Raw genomic sequence first — 21,910 nt, forward strand, 5'->3', positions numbered from 1 at the left:
GCGGGTCGCTGGGGCCGCGGAGCCGCTGGGCCGCAGGCCGCGGAGCGAGGGTCATGGTGCGGGGTCGTGGGGTCGGGGCCACTGGGTCACGGTGCGGGGACGCGGTGCGGGGTCACGGAGCTGGGGCCGCAGAGGCCACGAAGCCCCGGCGCCACGGGCTGCGGGGGACGCGCACAATGGCCCGGTGATCGAGATGTCCGCCGTGGTCGCCGCCCACCACCTCGTCAGCTTCCCGGACTGGCCCACCGGCCCGTACTCGGACGGTGACGCCGTGCTGTCCGGGCGCATGTCCCAGGAGGACGTCGGCACCGCGCTCGCCGCGATCGCGCAGTACAACAACGGCCAGGAAGCCGGGCCCGACGGGCCGGCGTTGCTCGGACGGCTGCTGGAACAGGAGCGCGTCATCATGTGCGGCGGGCTGCTGGTCCGGGACACGCGCACCGGCGTCGTGATCGAACCCGGATGCTGCCAGGGGCTGGAGGAGTGGCGCGACTGGCGGCGCGTGCTCGACGGCGTGCACCCGTGGCTCGGGCACTCGCCGGATCCGAAGGTGGAGATCGCGGACGGCCTCGTGCGTGTGTGGCCGGACGACCGGAGCACCGGCGGGCCCGCGTGCGAGGTTCCGCTCGCCGACTTGCCGGCGCACCTCGCGGTGGTGCGGCAGGACCTGCTGGGATTCCTGGACCTGGTGCGGAAGTGGGCGCCGTACGGGATGGGGAGCGGTTGGCGGTGGTGTTCGACCGGGACTTCCACATCAGCGCGCCGCTGTGACGGAGAATCAGGGGATGTTCGTCTTCGACGCGGAGCTGTGGGTCTGGGACGCCAGGCGCATGGACACCTGGACCTTCGTCACGCTGCCCGAGGACGTCTCGGACCAGATCCGCGACATCGCCACGCCCGGAGCGGGATTCGGCAGCGTGAAAGTGCGCGTGGGTGTCGGTGCCAGCAACTGGTCGACGTCCGTGTTCCCGGACAAGCAGTCCGGGTGCTACGTGCTGCCGATCAAGGCGGCTGTGCGGAAGAAGAACGACATCGGGCCGGGCGATGTCATCGAGGTGACGGTGGAGGTCCTTTAGCCAAGGGGCTAGAGGGACCAGTCGATGTCGGCGTAGATCGCGGCGTGGTCGCTGGCCGCGTGCACCTCGTCGGTCATGGTTTCGTAGACGTCCCAACGGTTCTTGGTTCGCGGGCCGCGCCACACGCCCTTGCGGAACACGCCGCCGCCGACCGCCTTTGCGTACAACGAAGGCGACAGCAGGACGTAGTCGATCTTGCCTTTCTCGTTGACGCCGCGGTACGTGCCGAGGCGGTGGTCCCACTCGAAGTCCGGGTGCTCGCTGATGTCGCGCAGGCCCGTGCGTTGGAACAAAGGGCGAATGGCCTCGCTGTCCGCGGTGTCGTTGAGGTCGCCGACCACGGCGATGTACTCGTGGCCCTCGTCGCGCAGACGGTTGACGATGCGGGCGATGCGCACGGCTTGGCGGAAGCGGCGGCGGGCGCCGATCGGGTCGCCGGGAGAGCCGTAGCCCTTGGACTTCAGGTGGTTCACCAGGACCACGACTTCGGGGCCGAAGGGGGTGCGGACGTGGTACTCGGCGCAGTCGCGGGAGAAGATCACGCCCGAGGTGTCGCGCGCGTACACGTGCGTGCGGATGGTGATGACCTCGTGGGCGTCGCGGGTCAGCAGGCCCACGTTGATGCCGCGCTCGTCGTTGCCGTCGATGAGGTGGACCTCTTCGTAGGGGGTCCAGCCGACGTGCTTGAGCATCGAGGCGGAGAACATGTGCAGCAGCTCGCGGGACTCGGCCTCGACCACGCCGAGGACGTGGGCGCCGACATCGCGCATCACCTGGGCGGTGTGGCGGGTGGCCAGTTCGCTGATGGGCTCGGTGGTGAGCTCGACCCAGCCGACCCAGGACTCGCGACCGCTTGCCACGACTGAGGTTTCGCCGGTCTTGTGGCGCGCCAGGAAACGGCCGCGGATGCGCCGCAGGATCGCGTACTTGCTGCGGTCACTTCGCAGCAACTCCAGCGTCGCCAGGTTTTCGCGCAGTTCTTCCTTGACCTCGGGGGTGTAGATCTCGAGTGCGATCAGCTCGTTGAACCGGGCGTGGGCGGCCAGAACCGGGGCCGCGTGCTTGGTTGCGTTGCGGCCCATCACTTTGGGGCGCTCGAACATGTTCTCCACGTTGAACGACCCGATTCGCGTGCGGCTCATCCACTCCAGGGTCGCATGTGGAGGAACGACCGCGCCCTGGTCCGCTCGGGTGATCTTTCGTTGCGCCGATGGTGCGCGGGCGGCGCAACGGGCGGCGCGCGGACGGTGCGTGGGCGGCGCAACGGGCGGTGCGTGGGCGGCGCAACCGGCGGCGCGCACAAGGTGCGCGGACTGGTGGGTGGAAGGCCCCGTGGCTGGGCTGCCGAGTCTGTGGTGACCGGGGCCTTCCTGCCCTGACGACATTGCCCGTTCGATCAAGGGTGAACCTAGGATGAATCTTGAATCCGCTGTTGAGAGGTGATCTTGGAGTTCGGGCTGCTCGGCGCCGTGGAGGTGCGCGACCGGGGCGAGGTGGTCGAGATCGGCCACGTCCGGCAACGGTCTGTGCTGGTCGCGCTGCTGTTGGAGGACGGAGCGCCGGTCCCGGTCGACCGGCTGCTCGATCGCGTCTGGGGCGAGCGGGCGCCGCTCAGAGCCCGCGACACGCTCTACGGGTACGTGTCCAAGTTGCGCAAGCTGCTCGGCCTGGACATCGAGCGCTCACCCGCCGGATACCGGCTCGAAGTGGATCCGTCGCGGGTCGATTTGTTCCGTTTCCGCGCACTCGTGCGGCAGGGAGAACTCGACGAGGCGCTGAGGCTGTGGCGGGGGCAGGCGCTGGAGGGTCTCGAGTCGCCGTGGTTCGACGCGCTGCGGGAGAGCCTGCACGCCGAACGCGCCGCCGCCGAACTGGATCGCAACGACGTCGCGCTCGCCCAGAACCGGCATCTCGAGCTGCTGCCGAGGCTGCGGCAGGCGGTGGACGAACGACCGCACGACGAACGCCTTGCCGCGCAACTGATGCAGGCGCTGCACCGCTCGGGCAACGACGCGGAAGCGTTGCGGCACTACGACACCATGCGACGCCGGCTCGCCGACGAGCTGGGCGCGGACCCGAGCAAGCCGCTGCAGGACGTGCACCAGCGCATCCTGGCGGGCGAGCCGATGCCGGTCCAGCACGGTCCGCGGCAGCTGCCCGCGCCGCACCCGTGGTTCACCGGGCGCGCGGACGAGCTCAAGGCACTCGACCCGTCCGGGACCGTCGTGATCACCGCTATCGGCGGCACGGGCGGCATCGGCAAGACCGCGCTGGCTCTGCACTGGGCGCACCGGAACCTGGCCATGTTCCCGGACGGCCAGCTGTACGTGAACCTGCGCGGCTTCGACCCGTCCGCCGCGCCGGTGCCGCCGGAGAACGTGCTGCGCGAGTTCCTGGAAGCCTTGGGGGAGCAGACGATTCCCGCCGGGCTGGACGCACGGGCCGCGTGCTATCGCAGTCTGCTCGCGGGCAAGCGGATGCTGGTGCTGCTCGACAACGCCCGCTCCACCGAGCAGGTCGTCCCGCTCCTGCCAGGCTCGGACGCGACGGTGCTGGTCACGAGCCGGCTCAAGCTCGCCGGCCTGGTGGCCGCGCACGGCGCCAGGTCGGTGTCGCTGGACGTGCTGCACCCGGCGGACGCGCGCGAGTTCCTGCAGGCGCGTCTCGGGGCCGGGCGGGTGGCGGCGGAACCCGAGGTCGTCGCAGACCTCGTGAGCTGGTGCGGAGGGTTGCCGCTGGCGTTGTCGATCGTCGCCGCGCGGGCCGCGATGGACCCGGACTTCCCGCTCGCCGTGTTCGCCGAGGAACTGCGGGAACAGCCGCTCGACGCCCTGGACGCGGGGGAGATCAGCACGAACCTGCGGGCGGTGTTCTCGTGGTCCGTGGCGGCGCTGTCGGACGAGGCCGCGCGGGCGTTCGCGCTGCTCGGCTCCACCTCCTCGGAGGACATCGGTCTCGCGGCGGCGGCCGCCCTGCTCGACCGGCCCGCGTCGCGAACGCGGATGGTGTTGCGGGAACTGGAGAACGCGCACCTCCTGCAGCAGCACGTGCCCGGCCGGTACCGGATGCACGACCTGGTCGGGTTGTACGCGGCGGATCTCGAGGCCGACGCGGGATCGCGGCTGGCCGACTTCTACACGGCCACGGCCAGAGCCGCCGCGATGACGCTGGAACCGCACAAGGTGTTGCGGGAGCACGAAAGCGGCTATGCGTTGCAGTTCGCGGACAAGCCCGCCGCGATGGCCTGGTTCGACGCCGAGCACGCCTGCCTGATGACCGAGCAGCGGTCGGCACTGGAGCGCGGCGCTTTCGGCGTGGCGTGGATGCTCGGCCGCACACTGAACAACTACCACCTGCGGCGTGGGCGGACGCTGGACGACGTCGAGGCGTGGCTGGGAGCGTTGCGGGCGGCGCAGGCGCTGGGAGACGAGACCGACCAGGCGACCGCGCACATGTGTCTCGGCGCGAACTACGTCGAGCTGGGCCAGTCGGCGTTGGGGCACCAGCACTTCGAGCGCAGCCTGGAGCTGTTCGCGCAGTCCGACGACCACGCGGCCCACGGCGCCGCGCACCGGGCGATGGCCTGGGCGGCCGAGTTCGAGGACGACCTGGACAAGGCTCTGGAACACTCGCTGGCCGGCCTGGAGAAGTTCCGCGCGGCCGGGTCGGAGATCCGCGAGGCCGAGTCGTTGAACGAGGTCGGCTGGCGGTACGCGTGCCTGGGCCGCTACGCCGAGGCACGCACGTACTGCGAGGAAGCCATGCTGCTCAACAACAAACTCGGCCACCCAGAAGGCTCTGCGGCCACTTTGGACAGTCTCGCGCACATCGCCCACCACGACGGCCGGCACGCCGACGCCGTCGAGCACTACCGCGAGGCGGTGGCGTTGTACCGGGAGCTCGACAACTCCGCCGAGGAGGCCACCGTGCTGGAGCACCTCGGCACCGCGCTGGCGGCAGCGGGGAACGCCGCGGAAGCACGTGTGCAGTGGGCACGCGCCTTGGAGCTGTACGACGAACAGGGCCGCACCTCGGAAGCCGCGGCCCTGCGCGCGAGGATCTAGACCCGGCTCATCTGGCGGCCGCTCTCGACCAGCTCGTCGGTGAACGAGTCGAGCGCCCGCGCGAAGTCGCGCTGGTCCGGCTCGTGCCAGTCCTCGAGCTGGTCGAGCAGCCAGCACCGCCACGCGTGCACGAGTTGCGTGAACACGTCCGCGCCGAGGTCGGTGAACCGGTAGCCGTCGTCGTGCGACGCCAGGTGGCCGGACCCGACCAGCTCCCGGGCGGTCGGTTCGAAGATGCCGCCGGGCACCTTGGTCATCTCGGCGATCTCGTCGAGCGTCGCGACGCCGTCGTCCGTCGACGCGCGGTACACGCGGCCGAGCAGCCACGCCTGCTCCAGCGGCAGGGCGACACCGGATCGGCGCAGCACCGCCAGACCGGGGTCCTCCGCGGACTTCGACACGACCGTGGAGACGAGCTTGCGCAGCTCGTCGTAGGAGTTGGACGGCGGCGCGGCAAAGCTCTCGCCCACCCCGCTGTTGCCGGTCGCGGCCGCGCGTGACGTGTCCCGCAGCTGCACCTGCGGCAGGAAGAACGCGACCGCCAGGGCGACGAGGCCGATCGGCGCGGCGATCAGGAACATCGTCGACACCGTCTCGGCGTACCCGGCGACGATCGGCGCCTTGATCGCCTCGGGCAACGCGTGGACCGCCGCCGGAGCGGCGATGGCGCGCGGATCCACGCCGGGCGGGACCACGAGGTGCTTCGGCAGCTGGTTCGCGTAGATCGTGCCGAAGATCGCGACGCCGAACGAGCTGCCCATCGTGCGCAGGAAGCTGATGCCGGACGTGGCGACGCCGAGGTCGGAGTAGTTGGTGGTGCTCTGCACGACGATCACCGGCACCTGCATCACCAGGCCGATGCCCGCGCCCAGCACGACCATGAACGCGCCCATGACCCAGTAGCTCGTATCCGCGTCCAAATAGGACAGCAGGAAGATGCCGATGGTGAGCCCGACGGACCCGACGATCGGGAAGATCCGGTACCTGCCGGTGCGGCTGATCACGTTGCCGGTGAGCAGTGCCGTGGACATCAGTCCAGCGATCAGCGGCAGCATCCACAGGCCGGACGCGGTGGCCGACTCGCCGCGCACGTACTGCAGGTAGATCGGCAGGTACGTGATGCCGCCGAGCATCGCGAACCCGACGACGAAGCTCAGGATGCCCGACACCGTGAACACCCTGCTGCGGAACAACCTCATCGGCAGCATCGGCTCGGCCGCGCGCTGCTCGACGAACACGAACGCGACGAGCAGCGCGATGGACCCCGCCGCCATCCACAGGATCGTCGGCGACGTCCACGGGTACTCGGTGCCGCCCCAGCTCGTGACCAACGTCAGCCCGGTGGCCGCGAGCGCGATCAGCGCGATGCCGGCGTAGTCGATCTTCGGGTGCCCGTCGGCCCTGATCGTGGGCAGCGCGGCGACCGCCACCAGCACGACCGCGATGCCGAGCGGGATGTTGACGTAGAACGCCCACCGCCAGCTCAGGTGGTCGACGAACAGCCCGCCGAGCAACGGCCCGGCCACCGTCGCGATGCCGAACACCGCGCCCGCGAACCCCTGGAACTTGCCGCGCTCCCGCAACGGCACGACGTCCGCGATGATCGCGGTCGAGGTGACCATGAGCCCGCCCGCGCCCAGGCCCTGCACCGCGCGGAACGCGATGAGCATGCCCATCGACTCCGACCAGCCCGCGAAGAACGACCCGACCAGGAACAGCACGACGCTGACCACGAACGTCTTCTTGCGCCCGTAGAGGTCGCCGAACTTGCCGATCAGCACCGTCATGATCGTCTCGGCGAGCAGGTACGACGTCACCACCCACGACAGGTGCGCGCCACCACCCAGCTCGGCGACCATCGTGGGCAGCGCGGTGGACACGATCGTCTGGTCGAGCGCGGCCAGCAGCATGGCGAGCAGAACGGCCGCGACGACCAGGTTCCGGCGGCGGGTGTCGATCATCTCGGGCACCCGGCGATGATCGCGCAGGACGGTCGGACCCGCTGGCTGAGGTCAGGCCCACGGGCGCGAAGGCGTCGCCGGTGGTGACCGGCGGAAGGCTCGTTGGTCCGATCGAGGAGTAGCGAGCCGGATTCAGCGCGCAAAGGCCCGGCGCCACCCCATAGGGTTGGGGCGCGATCACCCGAAGGAGGCTGTCTTGATCTTCATCACCGCCAAGTTCAGGATCCTGCCGGAGTACGCGGACACCTGGCCGGAGATCTCCCGCGGCTTCACCGAGGCCACCAGGGCCGAACCGGGCTGCCTGTGGTTCGACTGGTCGCGAAGCATCGACGACGAGACCGAGTACGTGCTCGTCGAGGCGTTCCGCGACGGTGACGCCGGTGCGGCGCACGTGCAGTCCGCGCACTTCAAGGTCGCGCAGGCCGAGTTGCCGCCGTATCTGCAGGAGACGCCGCGGATCGTCAGCGCGGTGCTGGAGCAGGACGACTGGTCGTTGCTCGGCGAGATGGAGGTTGGGCCACGCGGGTGAGCATTGCTCAGATCGTTTGGCGCAGGACAGATCCTCCGTTGAGGATGGCCGGATGGACGCCTTCGTGGAGTTGTCCGCCGAGCTGACCGGGTTCTCGGCGGAGGAGCTGAGGTCGACCGGACTGGTCGAGCAGTACCGCGGGCTTGCACAGGACGCAACGGACGCCGAGCTGATCCAGCTCTGGTACACCGGCGTGTGGCGCGGGGTGATCCCGAGCTCGCGCGCCTACGCCGAAGGGCTGGCCTGGAAGGCGGTCGGGGTGCCGGCGCCGGGCACGGCGGGTCCCGGGTTCGGGAGCTGGGAGCGCAGACCCAGAAGCAGCGCCTGATGAGGGCCGTGGTGGTCGGGGCCGGGTTCGCCGGCTCGCTGATCGCGAAAGTGCTGGGGGACAACGGGTTTCAGGTGCTCGTGCTGGAGGCGGGCGCCGAGACCGACCACGAAGACGCAGTACAACGGTTCCGAACAGCACTCGTCAAGTCACCGCTCGCGCCCTACAGACAAACCGTCGCGGCGCCGTCGAGCGACTACGTGATCAACACCGGGCCCTTCGCCTACAGCAGCCCCTACCTGCGGATGAACGGCGGCACCGGCACGCTCTGGACCGGGATCACGCCCCGCATGCACCCCGAGGACTTCCACACCGCCGACCTCGGACGTGGCCGCAACTGGCCGATCGAGTACGACGACCTGGAGCCCTACTACCGCGCGGCGGAGTGGGAGATCGGGGTCTCGGCCGACGCCGACGAGCAACGACAGCACGTCCCGGTCGCGGACGGCTACGCGTATCCCATGCACGCCTTGCCCCGCACGTACCTCGACCACGCGGTCGCGTCCGTTGTGGACGGACAGCGCATCGACGGGCACGAGCTGCTGATCTCCGGCACTCCTCAGGCGCGCAACAGCGCGCCGACGCGGGGTTACCGGCCCGACGGGAACCTGTGCGCGGGATTCGCGAGCTGCGTGCCGGTGTGCCCGGAGAACGCCAAGTACACCCCGCGCCGCACCCAGAAACGCTGGTCGCCCACCGTCGAACTCCGCACCAGGTGCGTGGCGAACCGAGTGCACGCCGACGAGTTCGGGCGCGTCACCAAGGTCAGCTACCAGCGCTACGCGGACGACACGACCGGCCGGCACACGCGGCACGAGGTCGAGGCGGACGTGGTCGTGCTGGCCGCGCACGCCATCGAGAACGCCAAGCTGCTGCTGCTGTCCGGCCTGGCGAACAGCAGCGACCAGGTGGGCCGCAACCTCATGGACCACCCGGCACTGCTGACGTGGGCGTTGATGCCCCACCCGATCGGGCCGTTCCGCGGACCGGGCTCGACGACGAGCATCGAGGCGTTCCGGGCAGGAGGAGAACGCGGCCGGCGAGCGCCGTTCCGCGTCGAGATCGGCAACTGGGGCTGGGGCTGGTCGGCGGGCAGCCCCGACACGGACACGGCCGAGTTCGTCGCGGCGGGCCTGCGCGGCACCGCACTCAGGCAGGCGCTGGCCGAACGGGTCGGCCGGCAGTTCACGCTGCAGTTCGAGATCGAACAGGAGGCCGACCCCGCGAACCGCGTCACGCTGGCCGCGGAAGCGGACGCGCTGGGCAACCCGCGCCCGAGCATCCACTACGGACTGTCCGACTACGTGAAGGACGGTCTGCTGGCCGCGAAACGCGTCTCAGACCAGCTGTTCGAGATGCTCAAAGCCGATGACTACACGTCGTACAAGCCGGACGAGGAACGGTACTTCGAGCACAACGGCGAACCGTTGCGCTACTGGGGAGCCGGGCACGGCGGCGGCACGCACGTCATGGGCACCGGGCCGCGGGACTCCGTGGTCGACCAGTGGCAACGCTGCTGGGACCACCCCAACCTGTACGCGGTGGGCTGCGGCAGCATGCCGTCGCTCGGCACGTCCAACCCGTCGCTCACGATGGCCGCTCTGGCGTTGCGGACGGCCGACCATCTCGTGTCACGCCACGTCGCGCTCGCTGCACCAGCAGGATCGCGGCCGCCACCGCGATGAGCACGACGCCGTTGCCGAACGCCCACAGCACCGCGTGGGCGTGCACGACGTCACGGGTGACGGCCGGATCGCGGAACACCGGGTTGACCTGCGTGACCAGCAGGATCTTCATCGCGACCGACACCGCGAGACACGCCAGCGCCGGGCGTGGCGCTCGTGTGACGACCGCCAGCACCACGGCGAGTGGACCCCACGGCAGGTAGTAGTAGACCGGGCTGCCTGCCGCGAACACGCCGACCAGCGACCCCGGCCTCGGGTCGGCCAGCAGCTGCGGGTTCCACACGATCTGCTCGTAGAGGTTGCCGAAGAACCACATGCTCAGCAGCGGGACGACCAACCTGGAAAGTTCACCGGGTCATGATGTCGAAATGTCGAAAGCGTCATGACGTCGATCGACGCAGGGGTGGCAGCGGCACGAAGCTGCCAGTCGACACCGAGGAGAGACACATGCGGTTCATGCTCATGCACCGAGTCCTGGCGGACGACCCGGGCTCGTGGGAGCCGAACCCCGAGCTCATGAAGCGGATGGACGGCTTCATCGGGAAGCTGGTCGCGGACGGCGCCCTGCTGACCGCCGACGGCGTGCACAACAAGGGCTCGGTGGTGCGCAGGCGCGGCGAGGCGGTCAAGTCGACCGACGGGCCGTTCGCCGAGGCCAAGGAGGTCATCGGCGGGTTCGTGATGGTCAACGCGAAGGACCTCGCCGAGGCAACGGCCCTCGCCGAGGAGTACATCACCTGCTTCGCCGGCGTCGAGGAGATGTCGGTCGAGGTGCGTCCGGTGGTCGAGATGGAAGAGCTCGAGCCCTACCTGGACAAGTAGGCCAGCTCCACGACGAACCACTCGCCGTCGAGCGAGCACGGTCCGCCGGGATGGAGCCGCACGTCCTCGACGTCCAGCGCGGCGAGGACGTGCGGCCCCTCCAGGTCCAGGGTGCAGTCCGCGACCGCCCGCACGCTCACGTCGTCCGGGTGGATGTCCAGCGGCTCCGGGACGTTCTCGCCGAGGTCTTTCAGCTCGACGAGACGGTTGCGGTAGAAGGACTTCCCGATGTTCGTCAGCCGGTGCACGGGCGACACGGGGCGGTAGACCGAGCCGCCGCGGTGTTCGGAGATGAACCGCGGTTCGCTGCCGTCGAGCCAGTCCATCCGGCCTTCCGAGCCGTCGATGCTCAGCACCACGTACGGGTTGTGGTGCAGGTGCCACGGGTGGGTCTCGCCCGGTTCGAGCTGGACCTCCCACACCCGGACCACCGGGTCGTCGTACAGCACGCGCTGACCCACGTCGACCAGCACGATCTCCTCACCGGACGGTGAGAACACGACGTCACCCCTCAAGGCGCACCTCCCGCTGCTCTTCCCCGGACCTCTATGTTCGACCAGGAGGGCGCCTTCGGGGGAGGGATCATGCGGAAAGCGGTTTCAGCACTGCTCATCGGGTTGGCCGTCGCGGGCTGCGCGGGGCAGGCAGAGCACGTCAACCTGCAGAAGGTCAACTATCTGACGTCGTTCAACACCTTCGGCCGGGACGCGTACGTGTACGTGGCGAAGGAGAAGGGCTACTTCGAACAGGCCGGGCTCGACGTCACCATCACGCCGGGCACCGGCAGCGTCGACGTGCTGAAGCTGGTCGCGGCCGGTCGTGCCGACTTCGGCATCGCCGATTTCACCGCCACCGCGATCACCGTGGCGAAGGAGAAGCTGCCGGTCACCGCGATCGCGGCCATCCACCAGAAGTCACTCGCCGCCATCGTCGCGCTGGAGGGCAACGGGATCTCGAAGCCCGCGGACCTGGTCGGCAAGAAGATCGGTGACCAGCCCGGCTCGACGAACCAGGTCATGTTCCCGGTCTACGCCAAGGCGGCGGGCATCGATCCGGCAAAGGTCGAGTTCGTACCGTCCGCTCCACCCGCACTGCCGCAGCTGCTCGCAGCAGGGCAGGTCGACGGGATCGGGCAGTTCGTCGTCGGCAAGCCGTTGATCGAGGCGGCGGCGAAGGGCAAGAAGGCGGTCGTGCTGCCGTACGGCGACCTGGTTCCCGATCTCTACGGCAACGTGCTGGTGACGTCGAAGGACTACGGGCTGAACAAGGCACCGCAGGCTTCGAACTTCATGAACGCCTTGCTCAGGGGGCTGGAGTACGCGATCGCCCACCCGGACGAGGTCGGGCCGATCCTCAAGAAGTACCAGCCGACCCAGGACGCAGGCGTGGCCGGCACCGAGGTCGGGCTGATGGCGCCCTACGTCAAGCCGGACGGATACAGCGGCCGGGTCGGAGGGCTGACCGAAGCGCGTGTCCAGAAGATCGTCCGCACGCTCGTGGACGCGGGCGCGATCCCCGACGGGTCGGTGAAGCCGGATGACCTCGCGATGTTCGGGCTCGCCCCGAAGTGATCACGGTCGAGCAGGTCTCGCAGAGCTTCGGGACGGTCGACGCCTTGGCGGGCATCGACCTGGAGGTCGGCGAGCACGAGTTCGTCGCGGTGATCGGGCGGTCGGGCTGCGGCAAGTCCACCTTGCTGCGCCTGATCGCCGGGCTGCTGACGCCGACCGAGGGCCGGATCTTCGTGGCCGGCGAGGAAGTGACCAAGCCACGGCGTGACGTCTCGGTCATGTTCCAGCGGCCGGCGTTGCTGCCGTGGCGGTCGGTGCTGTCCAACGTGCTGCTGCCGGTCGAGATCTTCGGCCTCGGTGATCATCGGGATCGCGCCCACGAGTTGCTCGCACTCGTGGGCTTGGCGGGGTTCGAGAAACGGCTGCCGGACGAGCTGTCCGGCGGGATGCAGCAGCGGGTGTCGCTGTGCCGGTCGCTGATCCAGAGCCCGCGGGTGATGCTGATGGACGAACCGTTCTCCGCTCTGGACGCCATCACCCGCACCGAGCTTTCCGAGGAGCTGCAACGGGTTCAGCTGGAGCTGCCGCGCACGGTCGTGTTCGTCACGCACTCCATCGACGAGGCTGTGCTGCTCGCCGACCGGATCGTGGTGCTCAGCCCGCGTCCCGGCCGGATCCACAAGATCGTCGACGTCGCCCTGCCCCGGCCCCGTGCGCTGGGACAGGCCGAACTGGACGAGGTCAGCCGGGAACTCCGCGCGTTGCTGAGCGAGGTGACCGCGTGAAGACAGTGCTGCCGGTACTGGGTCTGCTCGCGATCATCGGGCTCTGGTGGCTCGCGACGATCGTCTTCGGCATCGACTCGTTCCTCGTACCGTCACCGCCGGACGTCGTCGCGTCGTTCGTCGAGCTGCCGGGCTACCTGCTCGAACAGACGCTGGTCACCTTGCAGGAGGCCGTGTTCGGGTTCGGAGTGTCCATTGTGGCCGGTGTGCCGATCGCACTGCTGATCGTCGGCTCGAAGATCATGGAGCGGATGTTCTACCCGCTGCTGGTGGCGCTCAACTCCGTGCCGAAGGTCGCCCTCGCGCCGATCGTGGTGGTGTGGTTCGGGTTCGGCATCGAGTCGAAGGTGCTGATGGTCGTGCTGGTGTGCGTCTTCCCGATCGTCATCTCGACCGCGTCCGGCATGAAGTCGACGCCGTCGGAACTGGTGGAGCTGTTCCGGTCGCTCGACGCCACCCGCGGCCAGGAGTTCTTCAAGCTGCGGCTCAGATATGCCCTGCCGCAGGTCTTCGTCGGGCTGAAGGTGGCGATCTCGCTGGCCGTGATCGGGGCGGTGATCGCCGAGTTCGTCGGTGCCCGCGCCGGACTGGGCTACGTGATCTACACGTCCGGTGCGAGCGCCGACACCGCGCTGGCGTTCGCGGCGATGACCCTGCTCGCGATCATCAGCGTCGGCCTGTTCTACGGCTTGTCCTACGTGGAGAAGAAGGTGCTGCCCTACGCCTGAGCCAGCCGGTCCAGCAGTTCGCCGAGCAACGCGCGTTCGCCCGGCGACAGGTCTGCCGGGTCCGCGTCGACCAGGGCCCGCAGGGTGAGGGCGGCGTTCGCGCGGGTCGGTGCCTCGGCTTTCGTGCCGCGCATCACCCCGGCGAGCGCGGCCTCGCGGACGCGTTCGGACAGGCCGAAGTCCGGCTCGGGCTGGGCGATCAGGGTCAGCGTGACGCCGACGTTCGCGGCGAGCAGCTGTTCCGCGGCGTCGTCCGGCGGCGCGGTGAGCAGGCCTTCGCGAGCGGCCTCGGTGAACCTGTCGCGCAGCGCGGCGTGGGCGGGAGCCGTTACGGCGCACGGCTTTCCCAGTTCGACCCGGCCGTAGAGCAGCCCGTAGAACGACGGGTGCTCCAGCCCGAACCGCACGTGCCTGTCCCAGCCCTCCCGCAGGTCGCCGAGCGGGTCGCCGGAGCTCTCCACCGCGACGTACTGGGTGAAGCCGTGGTTGAGCACAGCGTCGATCAGCCCCTGCTTGCTGCCGAAGTGGTGGTACAGCGTTGGCGCCTGCACCCCGGCTCGTTCGCACACGGCTCTCGTCGACACCGTGCCGCCACCGTCCAGCAGTTCGGCCGCCGCGAGCAGCAGCCGGTCCCGTGCGTTCTGCATGTCGCTACAGTAGCGTATATAGCGCTACATAGATTGCTATAGCGATGGGAGAAGTGCGATGAGGACCTGGTTCATCACCGGAGGGACGCCCGGCGGGTTCGGCCTGGCCTACGCCGACGCTGCGCTGGAGCAGGGCGATCAGGTCGCCGTTACCGTGCGTCGCCCCGATGAGCTGCGGGAATGGGCCGCGGGGCACGGTGACCGCGTGCTGGTCCTGCCCCTCGACGTCACTGACGCCGAGCAGGTGCGAACGGCCGTCGCAGCGGCCGAGGAACGGTTCGGCGGGATCGACGTGCTCGTGAACAACGCGGGCCGCGGCTGGTACGGCTCGGTGGAGGGGTCGGTCGGCGAGACGATCCGGCGCACGTTCGACCTGAACCTCTTCGCGGTGGTCGAGGTGCTGCGGGCGGTGCTGCCGGGCATGCGCCGGCGAGGCAGTGGGTGGATCGTGACCATGTCGTCCCTGGCCGGACTCGTCGGCGTGCCGGGGTTCGGCTACTACTCGGCTGCGAAGTTCGCCCTCGAAGGGCTGTCGGAGACGCTGCGCCAGGAGGTCGAGCCGTTCGGCGTGCGGGTGCTGGTGGTCGAGCCGGGATCGTTCCGCACCAAGGCTTACGCCGGTTTCCAGGACGAGCCGGTCCGCGAGACCGTCGACGCCTACCTCGGTCTGGTGGAAGGAATCCGGACGACGTTCGCGGACCAGGACGGCAAGCAGCCGGGTGATCCGGAACGAGGAGTGCGGGCGGTCCTCAGTGCGATGAACGCACCCGAGCCGCCGCACCGGATCGTGCTCGGCGGCGCCGCGTACGACGCCGCCGTGGCCATGCACGAGAACGCGCTGGTGGAACTCCGCGCGCACGAGACGCTCTCGCGCGGTGCGGACTTCTAGCTCGCGGAACCGCCCGCGGCGAGCTTCATCAGGTCCGAGTCGAGGTCGATCGACAGCTCGGTGCCGCCCGCGCTGCCGAACTCGTGCTGGTAGCGGCCCCACGACTCGTCGCGCACCGTCTTCTCGAACGCGGAGGCCATGAGCGCCACCAGTTCGAGGGCCGCGCGGTCGATCCGCTTGTTCAGTCCGGGGTCGGTCCAGTCCTCGGTCGCGGCGAACAGCGACGTCGGCACCACGATCGTCCGCAGGTAGGCGAACAGGCCGCGCATCTGGTCGTCGACCACGAGTGCGTGCCGGGCCGTGCCGGCGGTCGCGGCGAGCACGACGGGCTTCGCGATCAGCAGGTCGTTGTCCAGGATCTGGAAGAACGACGTGAACAGGCCGCTCGCGCCCGCCTTGTAGACCGGGGTGCTGGCGACGATGCTGTCGGCGTGCTGCAGGGCGTCGATCGCCTTCTGCAGCTTCGGGCCGATGTGGTTGGACACCAACGCGTTCGCGATCTCGCCGGCCAGCTCGCGCAGCTCGACCGTCTTGATGCCGACGGTGAGCTCCTTGCCGAGCCCGAGCGTCGCCACGCGCTGGGCGACGCGGTCGGCGAGCAACCGCGTGGACGACGGGTCGCTCGTGCCGGCGGACACGATCACGAGCTGCTTCTGGGTGGTCATTTCTCCTCGTTCCCCGCGAGTTTTGCGGTGATCACGGCGAGCTGTTCGAGTTCTTCTGGCGTAAGGACGTTCAACGCGCGGGTGACGCTGCGAGCGTGCGGGCGGCCGATCTCCCGCTGGGTCTTGCGACCTTCCGGGGTGAGCGACAGGCGCACACCCCGGCGGTCACCGGGGTCCGTGCAGCGCTCCACCAGCCCGCGGTCGACCAGGCGGTCGACCATGCGGGACAGGGCGGGCTGGCTGAGCAGCACGTGGCGGTTCAGCTCACTCATCCGCAGTGGACCGTCGCACTTGGACAACGTGTAGAGGACGTCGTACTCCCGCATCGTCAGGTCGCCCCAGACGTCCTCCGCGTTGAACTGCTTCATCAGCACGGCGTAGGCCCTCATCAGAGACTCCCACGCCTCGTTCGCTCGCGTCACTGGTTGTCCTGGTACGGCGAGCCACCCGTGACGTTGTCACCCCGGTTGGCGTTCGGCTTGGGTTGGCGGGCGGGCTGGTCGCCGTACTTCTCCTTGACGCGCAGGGCGTGCGTCGGCGGCTTGGCGGTCTCCGGGTCCTGGCGCGACTCCATCTCCTTGCGCAGCACCGGAACGACCTCCTCGCCGAGCAGGTCCAGCTGGTTCAGGACCATCTTCAGCGGCAGGCCGGCGTGGTCCATCAGGAACATCTGGCGCTGGTAGTCGCCGAAGTGCTCGCGGAAGGTCAGCGTCTTGTCGATGACCTCCTGCGGGCTGCCGACCGACAGAGGCGTCATCTCCATGAAGTCCTCCATCTTCGGCCCGTGCCCGTAGACCGGAGCCTCGTTGAAGTACGGACGGAACTCCTTGAGCGCGTCCTGCGACCGCTTCGCGATGTAGGCCTGACCGCCGAGGCCGACGATGGCCTGCTTCTCCGTGCCGTGGCCGTAGTGCGCGTACCGCTGGCGGTAGAACTTGATCAGCCGCATGTAGTGCTCTTTCGGCCAGAAGATGTTGTTCGCGAAGAAGCCGTCACCGTAGAAGGCAGCCTGCTCCGCGATCTCCGGCGTGCGGATCGACCCGTGCCACACGAACGGCGGCAGGTCGTCCAACGGCCGCGGCGTCGAGGTGAAGCCCTGCAACGGCGTGCGGAACTTGCCTTCCCAGTCCACGACGTCCTCGCGCCACAACCGGTGCAGGAGGTTGTAGTTCTCCAGCGCCAGCGGCAGGCTCTGCCGGATGTCCTGACCGAACCACGGGTACACCGGCGCGGTGTTGCCGCGGCCCAGCATCAGGTCCATGCGGCCCTTCGACAGGTGCTGCAGCATCGCGTACTCCTCGGCGATGCGCACCGGGTCGTTCGTGGTGATCAGCGTCGTCGCGGTGCTGACGATCAGCTTCTTGGTCTTCGCCGCGATGTGCGAGAGCAGCGTGGTGGGCGCGGACGAGAAGAACGGCGGGTTGTGGTGCTCGCCGATCGCGAACACGTCGAGCCCGACCTCCTCGGCCTTCTCGGCGATCTGCACGATCGCGTCGATCCGCTCGGCCTCGCTGGGGGTCTCGCCGCTCACCGGGTCCCTGGTGATGTCGCTCACCGAGAAGATTCCGAACTGCACGGCAGCCGCCTCCTTCGATCCTCGAGTTCTATGCGTTTGCATCTACTTTAACGCACGGGCCGCCGGACTATTCCCACTACGCTGATCACATGTACGCGGGCGAGTTCGAGCTGCATCTGACGGGCTCGGAGTGGCAGGTGGACGAGCTGGGGGAGTTCGCCGAGCGGCACGGGCTCAAGTTCAGCCACATCGAACTGCACCGCGGTGACGTGCCGTCGCAGCCGATGCTGACGATCGGTGCGCAGGGCACGCTCGACGAGGTCCGGGCGCTGGCCGAGGAGTGGCGGCGGAGGGTGCTCGAGGCCGAGCTGTTCGTGGTCCGGATCAAGATCGAGGCCGCGCCGTGGAACGACGGCGTGCCGCGGACCGATGACGAGGCCGATCCCGCGCTGTACTTCGAGCACCACGTCAAAGTGCTGATGACGGGGCAGTGGCACGACTGGCACGCACGCGTCTTCAAGGCGGTCGAAGGGCATGACGCGCACATCTCGCGCAACGCCCGCCGGATGTACGACGACGGTTCGATGGAGCGGTTCATCACGCAGCGGTGCTTCGGCGTCGGGCGGGCCACGGCCCAGTCGAGACTGCAGGCGCTGCTCGCGGGCCTCGGAGAGTTCGAGGTGCTCGAGGTCGAGGAGGAGTACGTCGTCGACGACGACGCGCTGCACATCGACAACGGCTGGATCCACGGGAAGACCGCACACAGCCTGGACGAACGGCTGCGGCAGGCACCGGCAGGGGAGAGTGGTTTCCCGGACACCTACCGGCCGCTCGTGCTCAAACCGGGCCACGACATCACGCAGCGCGCGGTGTTCGACCCGGCGCTCAAGCACTTCAACCACGCGTTCCGGGGCGGCGACCCGCGGTTCGGCGACCCGGAGCAGGGCGCGCGGTGGCTCGACACGCGGCGCAAGGCGATGGCGCACATCCTGTACCTGATCGGCGAGGAGTCGATGTGGTACGGCAGCCTCGTGCTGCGCGGCAGCGTGCTCATGCGGGAGTGGTTCGGCGACGCCGCGCGAGAACCCGGTGACCTCGACTTCGTGGTCGTCCCGCACGACCTCGCGTTCGACGGGCCCCAGGCGGAGCGGCTGATCAACGACCTCGTCGCGCACGTCGACATCGACCCCGGTCCCGGCCTCAAGGCGGAGGAGTACTCCACCGAGCACATCTGGACCTACGAGCGGGTGCCAGGACGGCGGCTGGTGCTCCCGTTCGACGTCGAGGGGCTGCCGCAGGGCGCGATCCAGCTGGACTTCGTGTTCAACGAGGACCTGCCCCTCGAACCCGAGCCGCTCCAGATCGCCGGCACGACGCTGCTCGCCGCGAACCAGGAGCTCTCCCTCGCGTGGAAGCTCCAATGGCTCGTCACGGACAGCTACCCGCAGGCCAAGGACCTCTACGACGCCGCGCTGCTTGCCGAGCGCACCACGGTGAACACCGGTCTCGTCATCGACCTGCTGGAACCGGAGCTGGGTGCCCGAGCACTCGACTTCGACCGGAAGTCCGTGCTGGAGCTGGATCACGTCGACTGGGACAACGCGCCCAGCGAGCTACCGGTCACCAAAGCCGACGAACAGGCTCTGCTGCAACGGATCGCGGCCGCCCTGGCCTAGACGCTCCTGAGCACCGACACGACGATGCCGAGGATGACGGCCTTGTCGCCGTCGATCACCGGGTAGTCCGGGTTGCGCGGCTCGAGGAACACGTGGCCGTTGCGGCGCTGGTACACCTTGACCGTCGCCTCCTCGTCGATCATCGCGGCGACGATCTGCCCGCTGTAGGCCTCCTGCGCCTGCTGGATCACGACCATGTCGCCGTCGCAGATCGCGGCGTCGATCATCGAGTCACCGCGCACGCGCAGCGCGAACACGTTGCTGCCGCGCCCGACCAGGCCGCGCGGCAGGCTCAGCACGTCGTCGACGTGTTCGATGGCGGAGATCGGCGTGCCGGCGGCGATGTCACCGACGACCGGCACCGAGATCGAGTCGTCGGACAGCTGCGCGACCGCCGTCTCGTGCAGGAAGACCCGCACGTCCATCGGCCGCGTCACCGACGGGCCGCGCTTGAGGAAACCCTTGTCCTCCAACGCTGACAGGTGCTTGGAGACGCTGGAGGACGACTTCAGGCCGACCGCGTCGCCGATCTCGCGGGTGCTGGGGGAGTAGCCGTGCTCTACCACCCAGTCGCGGATGGCGACCAGGATCCTCTGCTGGCGTTCCGGCAGCACCGTCGTGTCGAGTTCAAGATCGTCGTAGGCGGTCACCGGGCTGATAGTAGTAATCCGGTTGCCGGACACGAACGGGTGGTCGTTTGATCAGGCGATGAGCTCATTCTGGGTGGGGAATCTCGTACGGCTGCGCGGCATCGAACCGGAGGACTGGGAGGCGTTCCGGAAGTTCGACGAGGACACCGACGACATGCGCAGGTCGCACCGGATCGAGCAGCCGTTCTCGGCCGCGAGGCAACGCGAGTGGGCCGAGCAGGCCGCGCTCAAGAAGCCGGACGGCGACAAGTTCCAGCTCGCGATCGAGTCGCTGGCGGACGGCGTGCTCGTGGGGTCGGTGTCGGCGTTCTTCCTGGACTACCGCGCGGGCCGGTTCGGGTACGGCATCGCGATCGGCAGTGAGCACAAAGGACGCGGCTACGGCTCGGACGCGGTGCCGTTGCTGCTGCGCTTCATGTTCGGCGAGCGGCGGTTCCACAAGTGCGAGGCGGGCGTGTGGGCGTTCAACGAGCCCTCGCTCGCGTTCCACCGCAAGCTCGGCTTCACGGAGGAGGGCAGGCTGCGCAACCACGAGTTCTTCGCCGGCCGCCACCACGACGCGGTGCTGTTCGGCATGACCGCTCCCGAGTTCGCCGCCCGGCACCCGTACCCGAGCGAGATCTGATCGCGGCCCGCACGATGTGGCGGTGAGCACAAGCCGGGAACGCTCCTGGGGCCTGCGGTCAGGTAGGGAAGTGCGAAGCGACGTGGCGCCCGTGGCGCTGACACCTGACGAGGCGCCCGGCGTGCTGGACGAGGCCGCGCTGCTGACCCTCTACGAGTCCACGGCCGAACGGCTGCACCGCTACGTGGCCAGGCGGGTCGGTGCCGACACCGCGCAGGACGTGGTCTCCGAGGCCTTTCTCGTGCTGTGGGACCAACGCGCCGGGCAGGTCTACGAACCTGACGCCGTGCGTGCGTGGCTCTACGGCGTGGCGACGAACCTGCTGCGCGGCCATGTACGGGCCGAGGAACGCAAGTTGCGCGCGTGGAGCAAGGCTCACGCGGCCCGCACCGACGAGGCCGACATCGGCGACCGGGTGAGCGCCTCGGCGGACGCGGACGTGCTCGCCGGGCCGCTCACCGGCTGGCTCGCGGAACTGCGCGTCGAAGAACGCGAGGTGCTGCTGCTGCACGCGTGGGCGGACTTCACACCGGCCGAGATCGCCGTGGCGCTCGACCTCCCGGTGGCCACCGTGCGCACCAGGCTGCACCGCGGCCGCGCCCGCCTGCGCACCCGCCTCGCCGCGACCGACCACAACTTTTCCGAGGACAGCCATGTCTGAGCCGACCAAGCCCGAGACCCTCGACCGAGTGCTCGACGCCGCGCTGACCCGTGCCGGCGAGGAGCCCGTCCAGTTCGACGTCGCCGCGGGCCGGAACGCGCTGGCCGCCGCGTTGAAGGCGCGCGTTATCGAAGAACCCGTCGCCGTGGGCGCCGAACACCGGCCGCGCCGCCGTGTCCGCTGGCTCGCCGCCGCGGCCGCCGTGGGCGTGCTGACCGCGGGTGGCCTGGGAGCGCTGACCGTCGACACGGGTGGCACCTCGGCGACCGCGGCCGAGGAGCTGATCAAGGCCGCGGACCTCGCTGCCCGGGTCGTCGACCACCCGGTCGGCCCCGGCCAGTTCCGGTACGTGCGGACCCGGTACGAGGGCATCATGATCGAGCTGGGGGAGTCCGCCAGGGCCTCGTCCTCCGACTTCGTCCAGGAGCAGTGGATTCCCGCGGACTTCCGGGACGAGTGGATGCTCAAGAACAAGATCAACTCGGTGAGGTGGGTGCCCGGCCACGAGGGGAACGGCAATCCGGACGCGGCCACGCCGTTCAAGGACGGCGAGGAGTTCCGCGGCAAGTGCGGCAAGTACTCCTACTTCGCCGAGGGCCAGCCGGACCGCTGCACCGAGGCGTCGTTCCACAACCCGACGGCGGAGTTCATCGCCGCGCTGCCGAAGGATCCGAAGCAACTGCTGGCCATGCTCAGGGAGGACGGCCACGCCGAGGATGCGGGCGCGTTCATCTCGGCTCTCGAAGCGCTGCGGACGGGCCAGTACCCCGCCGAGGCGCGCGCGAACATCTTCCGTGCGCTCGCGCTGCTGCCCGGTCTGGTGGTGACCGACAAGCGGGCGAACCTCGACGGCAAGGAGGGGGTCGCGCTCGGCATGAAGTACTACGACGACTTCACCGAGATCATCATCGACCCGGCCAACGGTGACTTCATCGGCACCCGTGAGGTCGTCGCCGAGGACCAGCCGCAGGAGAAGGGCGGCCTGGAGAAGGGCACCGTCCGCAGCTCGTCCGCGGTGACGTCCGCGGTGGTCGGCTCGCTCGGCGCCCGCTCGTAAAACATGCAACCCTGAAGTTGCACATCATCGGGGGA

Annotated in this window: 24 protein-coding genes; 14 read left to right on the plus strand and 10 right to left on the minus strand. The window is 69.1% G+C overall.

Annotated elements, in window-relative coordinates:
- Positions 1-112 precede the first annotated feature (112 nt).
- Entirely contained in the window at positions 113-535 is a 423-nt protein-coding gene (locus tag ABZ345_RS31330; protein ID WP_359856565.1) for a hypothetical protein, read from the minus strand.
- Positions 536-785: 250 nt separating this feature from the next.
- Here ABZ345_RS31330 and ABZ345_RS31335 point away from each other — a divergent pair, with 250 nt between their 5' ends.
- A complete protein-coding gene (locus tag ABZ345_RS31335) occupies positions 786-1,076 on the plus strand; it encodes a DUF1905 domain-containing protein (protein WP_359856568.1) in 291 nt (96 codons plus the stop codon).
- An 8-nt stretch (positions 1,077-1,084) separates the two neighbouring features.
- Here the strand turns inward: ABZ345_RS31335 and ABZ345_RS31340 are convergent, their stop codons facing one another.
- Positions 1,085-2,218 (minus strand): endonuclease/exonuclease/phosphatase family protein, encoded by a 1,134-nt coding sequence (locus tag ABZ345_RS31340; RefSeq protein ID WP_359856570.1) that lies wholly within the window; start codon positions 2,216-2,218, stop codon positions 1,085-1,087.
- Positions 2,219-2,515: 297 nt separating this feature from the next.
- On the opposite strand from ABZ345_RS31340, the gene ABZ345_RS31345 reads away from it, so the two are divergent.
- The gene (locus ABZ345_RS31345) at positions 2,516-5,140 is read left to right on the plus strand and encodes a BTAD domain-containing putative transcriptional regulator (RefSeq protein ID WP_359856573.1); all 2,625 of its coding nucleotides are present in this window, start codon (positions 2,516-2,518) and stop codon (positions 5,138-5,140) included.
- On the opposite strand, the gene ABZ345_RS31350 is transcribed toward ABZ345_RS31345, so the two are convergent.
- Complete coding sequence (locus ABZ345_RS31350) at positions 5,137-7,101, minus strand: MDR family MFS transporter (RefSeq protein WP_359856734.1); 1,965 nt, start codon at positions 7,099-7,101, stop codon at positions 5,137-5,139. The two genes, ABZ345_RS31345 and ABZ345_RS31350, sit on opposite strands and share 4 nt — an antisense overlap.
- A 196-nt stretch (positions 7,102-7,297) precedes the next feature.
- Here ABZ345_RS31350 and ABZ345_RS31355 point away from each other — a divergent pair, with 196 nt between their 5' ends.
- From ABZ345_RS31355 to ABZ345_RS31365, 3 genes are read left to right on the plus strand one after another with little or no spacing between them, the layout of a single operon-like run.
- Positions 7,298-7,630, plus strand: a complete 333-nt coding sequence (locus tag ABZ345_RS31355; protein WP_359856576.1) for a putative quinol monooxygenase — start codon at positions 7,298-7,300, stop codon at positions 7,628-7,630.
- A gap of 52 nt (positions 7,631-7,682) precedes the next feature.
- The gene (locus ABZ345_RS31360; protein WP_359856579.1) at positions 7,683-7,958 is read left to right on the plus strand and encodes a hypothetical protein; all 276 of its coding nucleotides are present in this window, start codon (positions 7,683-7,685) and stop codon (positions 7,956-7,958) included.
- Positions 7,958-9,643, plus strand: a complete 1,686-nt coding sequence (locus ABZ345_RS31365; protein ID WP_359856582.1) for a GMC family oxidoreductase — start codon at positions 7,958-7,960, stop codon at positions 9,641-9,643. The genes ABZ345_RS31360 and ABZ345_RS31365 overlap by 1 nt, the downstream gene beginning before the upstream one ends.
- Here ABZ345_RS31365 and ABZ345_RS31370 read toward each other — a convergent pair.
- On the minus strand, positions 9,546-9,980 hold the full coding sequence (locus ABZ345_RS31370; protein WP_359856585.1) for a hypothetical protein: 435 nt from the start codon (positions 9,978-9,980) through the stop codon (positions 9,546-9,548). The genes ABZ345_RS31365 and ABZ345_RS31370 overlap by 98 nt on opposite strands.
- 110 nt (positions 9,981-10,090) lie before the next feature.
- Here ABZ345_RS31370 and ABZ345_RS31375 point away from each other — a divergent pair, with 110 nt between their 5' ends.
- A complete protein-coding gene (locus ABZ345_RS31375) occupies positions 10,091-10,465 on the plus strand; it encodes a YciI family protein (protein WP_359856588.1) in 375 nt (124 codons plus the stop codon).
- On the opposite strand, the gene ABZ345_RS31380 is transcribed toward ABZ345_RS31375, so the two are convergent.
- Entirely contained in the window at positions 10,450-10,980 is a 531-nt protein-coding gene (locus ABZ345_RS31380; protein ID WP_359856591.1) for a hypothetical protein, read from the minus strand. The two genes, ABZ345_RS31375 and ABZ345_RS31380, sit on opposite strands and share 16 nt — an antisense overlap.
- A 69-nt stretch (positions 10,981-11,049) precedes the next feature.
- Here ABZ345_RS31380 and ABZ345_RS31385 point away from each other — a divergent pair, with 69 nt between their 5' ends.
- Genes ABZ345_RS31385 through ABZ345_RS31395 form a run of 3 tightly spaced genes read left to right on the plus strand, consistent with a single transcriptional unit; the run spans position 11,050 to position 13,489 of the window.
- Positions 11,050-12,036, plus strand: coding sequence for an ABC transporter substrate-binding protein (locus ABZ345_RS31385; protein ID WP_359856593.1), 987 nt, complete (start codon positions 11,050-11,052; stop codon positions 12,034-12,036).
- Positions 12,033-12,761 carry an ABC transporter ATP-binding protein gene (locus ABZ345_RS31390; protein ID WP_359856595.1) on the plus strand — a complete coding sequence of 243 codons (729 nt, stop codon included), beginning with the start codon at positions 12,033-12,035 and terminating at the stop codon, positions 12,759-12,761. The genes ABZ345_RS31385 and ABZ345_RS31390 overlap by 4 nt, the downstream gene beginning before the upstream one ends.
- On the plus strand, positions 12,758-13,489 hold the full coding sequence (locus ABZ345_RS31395; RefSeq protein WP_359856597.1) for an ABC transporter permease: 732 nt from the start codon (positions 12,758-12,760) through the stop codon (positions 13,487-13,489). The genes ABZ345_RS31390 and ABZ345_RS31395 overlap by 4 nt, the downstream gene beginning before the upstream one ends.
- Here ABZ345_RS31395 and ABZ345_RS31400 read toward each other — a convergent pair.
- Entirely contained in the window at positions 13,480-14,136 is a 657-nt protein-coding gene (locus ABZ345_RS31400) for a TetR/AcrR family transcriptional regulator (RefSeq protein ID WP_359856600.1), read from the minus strand. The genes ABZ345_RS31395 and ABZ345_RS31400 overlap by 10 nt on opposite strands.
- 58 nt (positions 14,137-14,194) lie before the next feature.
- On the opposite strand from ABZ345_RS31400, the gene ABZ345_RS31405 reads away from it, so the two are divergent.
- Complete coding sequence (locus tag ABZ345_RS31405; protein WP_359856603.1) at positions 14,195-15,025, plus strand: SDR family NAD(P)-dependent oxidoreductase; 831 nt, start codon at positions 14,195-14,197, stop codon at positions 15,023-15,025.
- Here ABZ345_RS31405 and ABZ345_RS31410 read toward each other — a convergent pair.
- The 3 genes from ABZ345_RS31410 to ABZ345_RS31420 are packed head-to-tail and all read right to left on the minus strand — an operon-like array spanning position 15,022 to position 17,266.
- Entirely contained in the window at positions 15,022-15,690 is a 669-nt protein-coding gene (locus ABZ345_RS31410; protein ID WP_359856606.1) for a CE1759 family FMN reductase, read from the minus strand. The genes ABZ345_RS31405 and ABZ345_RS31410 overlap by 4 nt on opposite strands.
- Positions 15,687-16,079, minus strand: a complete 393-nt coding sequence (locus ABZ345_RS31415) for a MarR family transcriptional regulator (RefSeq protein ID WP_359856609.1) — start codon at positions 16,077-16,079, stop codon at positions 15,687-15,689. Before ABZ345_RS31415 ends, ABZ345_RS31410 begins: the two co-directional genes overlap by 4 nt.
- A 29-nt stretch (positions 16,080-16,108) precedes the next feature.
- Positions 16,109-17,266 (minus strand): LLM class flavin-dependent oxidoreductase, encoded by a 1,158-nt coding sequence (locus ABZ345_RS31420; RefSeq protein ID WP_359856612.1) that lies wholly within the window; start codon positions 17,264-17,266, stop codon positions 16,109-16,111.
- Between the two features lie 89 nt (positions 17,267-17,355).
- Here ABZ345_RS31420 and ABZ345_RS31425 point away from each other — a divergent pair, with 89 nt between their 5' ends.
- A complete protein-coding gene (locus ABZ345_RS31425) occupies positions 17,356-18,882 on the plus strand; it encodes a nucleotidyl transferase AbiEii/AbiGii toxin family protein (protein ID WP_359856615.1) in 1,527 nt (508 codons plus the stop codon).
- Here the strand turns inward: ABZ345_RS31425 and lexA are convergent.
- On the minus strand, positions 18,879-19,532 hold the full coding sequence (gene lexA, locus ABZ345_RS31430) for a transcriptional repressor LexA (RefSeq protein ID WP_359856618.1): 654 nt from the start codon (positions 19,530-19,532) through the stop codon (positions 18,879-18,881). The two genes, ABZ345_RS31425 and lexA, sit on opposite strands and share 4 nt — an antisense overlap.
- Before the next feature lie 58 nt (positions 19,533-19,590).
- On the opposite strand from lexA, the gene ABZ345_RS31435 reads away from it, so the two are divergent.
- The 3 genes from ABZ345_RS31435 (at position 19,591) to ABZ345_RS31445 (ending at position 21,875) form a co-directional block, all read left to right on the plus strand.
- On the plus strand, positions 19,591-20,157 hold the full coding sequence (locus ABZ345_RS31435; RefSeq protein WP_359856621.1) for a GNAT family protein: 567 nt from the start codon (positions 19,591-19,593) through the stop codon (positions 20,155-20,157).
- A gap of 70 nt (positions 20,158-20,227) precedes the next feature.
- A complete protein-coding gene (locus ABZ345_RS31440; RefSeq protein ID WP_359856623.1) occupies positions 20,228-20,818 on the plus strand; it encodes an RNA polymerase sigma factor in 591 nt (196 codons plus the stop codon).
- Positions 20,811-21,875, plus strand: a complete 1,065-nt coding sequence (locus ABZ345_RS31445) for a CU044_5270 family protein (RefSeq protein WP_359856626.1) — start codon at positions 20,811-20,813, stop codon at positions 21,873-21,875. The genes ABZ345_RS31440 and ABZ345_RS31445 overlap by 8 nt, the downstream gene beginning before the upstream one ends.
- Positions 21,876-21,910: the final 35 nt, after the last annotated feature.

The sequence above is a fragment of the Lentzea sp. NPDC005914 genome (genome assembly GCF_040629405.1).
Taxonomy (GTDB): Bacteria; Actinomycetota; Actinomycetes; order Mycobacteriales; family Pseudonocardiaceae; genus Lentzea.